This window comes from Protofrankia sp. Cr1, assembly GCF_963555865.1.
GTDB lineage: Bacteria > Actinomycetota > Actinomycetes > Frankiales > Frankiaceae > Protofrankia.
Genome location: NZ_CAUVXO010000006.1, coordinates 20,802 through 22,839 on the forward strand (window position 1 = coordinate 20,802; position 2,038 = coordinate 22,839).

At 67.2% G+C, this 2,038-nt stretch carries 2 protein-coding genes; both read right to left on the reverse strand.

Going from position 1 to position 2,038, the window contains the following annotated elements; genetic code table 11:
* Positions 1-11: 11 nt before the first annotated feature.
* Positions 12-1,016 (reverse strand): M48 family metallopeptidase, encoded by a 1,005-nt coding sequence (locus tag U9980_RS01600; RefSeq protein ID WP_322766371.1) that lies wholly within the window; start codon positions 1,014-1,016, stop codon positions 12-14.
* 224 nt (positions 1,017-1,240) lie between these two features.
* Entirely contained in the window at positions 1,241-2,017 is a 777-nt protein-coding gene (locus U9980_RS01605) for an enoyl-CoA hydratase/isomerase family protein (protein WP_322766372.1), read from the reverse strand.
* Positions 2,018-2,038 lie beyond the last annotated feature (21 nt).

Below are 2,038 nucleotides of genomic sequence, written 5' to 3' on the forward strand. Positions count from 1 at the left end.
GCCCTGTCCTGCTAGGCAGAGGTGGTCCAGACCGCGAGTCCGGTTCCGCAGGCCGTGCAGAAGTTCTCGGTCGGCCGCGCCGGCTTCACGCAGGTCAGGCATGCACGACTGCCGGCCCGCACCGCATAGATCCCATCGAGGATCCTCCTGGGCTCGTCCTCGCGCAGCCACTGGTCAAAAAAGCGGGCGCGCTCGACCGTGAGTGGGTGGGATCCGGTGGTCCGGATCCGCATGCGGTGAAACCGGGTCAGCCTGCTCTGCTCGGCCATGTCGTCAAGCAACCGTGCCTGCTCAAGAAAAGCGGCGGGGTTCATCTGGTCCAGCCAGCGGGTCGCCCCGCCGGCCAACTTCATCATCATCCGGACGCATGGATCGGGATCCTGGACCGCGAGCATCGCCGCCCGGTCTGCGGTCAGCTCCGCCTTGCGCGACCAGGCCGCGAGCCCCGCCCCGAGGCCGAAGGCCGCGATGTTGTTGACAACGGCGTTCGACCGCCGGGCCACTCCCGCGCCCATCGCCCCGCTGACAATTCGTGCCATGGTCCCATATAGAACGTGACCGCATTTGACGTGCCCGATTTCATGCCCGAGCACGGCCAGCAGCTCATCGTCATCCATGATCTCGATGAGATCGGTGAAAAGCACGACGTACGGATGGTTGTGCCCGGCCGTATAGGCATCAACCGGCCCACGCCGGATGTAGAGCTCAGGCTCTGGAACGTCCAAAATCGCGCACGTCTCGCGCAGTATGGCGTGGATCCCCGGAAATTGGCGGGGACCGACCTTCACGCTGGATGCCGTATTCTCCACGTACTGGGTACGTTCGACACCCCATTCGATGTATTTGGCCACGACCCGGTCGAACCCGGGAACGCGCTTCAACGTACGGGTGGCCCGCCGGTCAAGCGGATGTCGGAACGCGTCCGGATCGAGCCCTGGCAGGCGAATCCGTCCACTGTCTGGGACGGCATTCACCGACGGCTTCCGGATGCTGACAACCTCGTCGGCTTCGGCCATCCCCCACCTCTCGTGGCGCCCGTCCCCGGTCGCATTGTCGACCGAAGCGGGATGTCAGGCGTCATAGTAGAGCGCCCCGTCGCCCCACGACAGCCCTACGCTCGAACGCGAGGACGTCACCTGCGCGACACCGGACCCGCCACACCCGACCGGCAACGATGAGCGTCGGCAGGTCAGCGTCGGCGGGTGAGCGTCGGCAGGTGAGCGTCGGCAACCGGTCACCGTCAACGGCCGACGAAGTCCGCCTTGCCCGGGCCCCGCTCGGCAAAGGACTCCATGCCGATGCGCTTATCCTCGGTCCCGAACAGCCCGGTGAACACCGCGGTCTCCAGCCGTAGCCCGTCGGACAGTCCAACGTCCAAACCGTCGTCGATCGCCACCTTGGCCGCCCGCAGCGCCAGCGACGGCCCCTGCGTGAACCGGCCGGCCAGGCGCAGAGCCTCGGCGTAGACGTCGTCCGGGGCCACCACCCGGTCGGCGAGACCGATCTCCTTGGCCTCGGGTGCGCGCACCTGGCGACCCGTGAATATCAGGTCCTTGGCCCTGGCTGCGCCGATCAGCCGGGGCAGCCGCTGCGTTCCGCCCGCGCCTGGGATGACTCCGAGCAGGATCTCGGGCAGCCCGACCTTGGCGTCGTCACCGAAAACCCGGAAGTCGGCACACAGGGCGAGCTCCAGCCCGCCACCGAGGGCGTATCCGGTCACCGCGGCGACCACGGGCTTGGGGATACGGGCCACCTGCTCGAAGGTTGCGGTGAGTTCACTGACCCACGCCAGGATCTCGGCGTAGCCCATCGGGGTCATTTCCTTGATGTCGGCTCCGGCCGCGAACACCTTGGGACCGCCGTAGAGCACGACGGCCCGAACGTCGGAACGGGCCGCCGCCTGCGCCGCTGCCACCCTCAGCTCGCCGGTGAGCTGGCTGTCAATCGCGTTCATCGCAGGCCGGTCCAACCTGATCGTGCCTATTGCGTTGTCGACCTCAAAGTGCACGACCGCCACCGGCCGACCTCCTCAGCTCAC

Bases quoted from the DNA above. Each gene is read 5' to 3' on its own strand.
- U9980_RS01600 (WP_322766371.1), bottom strand. From the start codon at position 1,016: ATGGCCGAAGCCGACGAGGTTGTCAGCATCCGGAAGCCGTCGGTGAAT.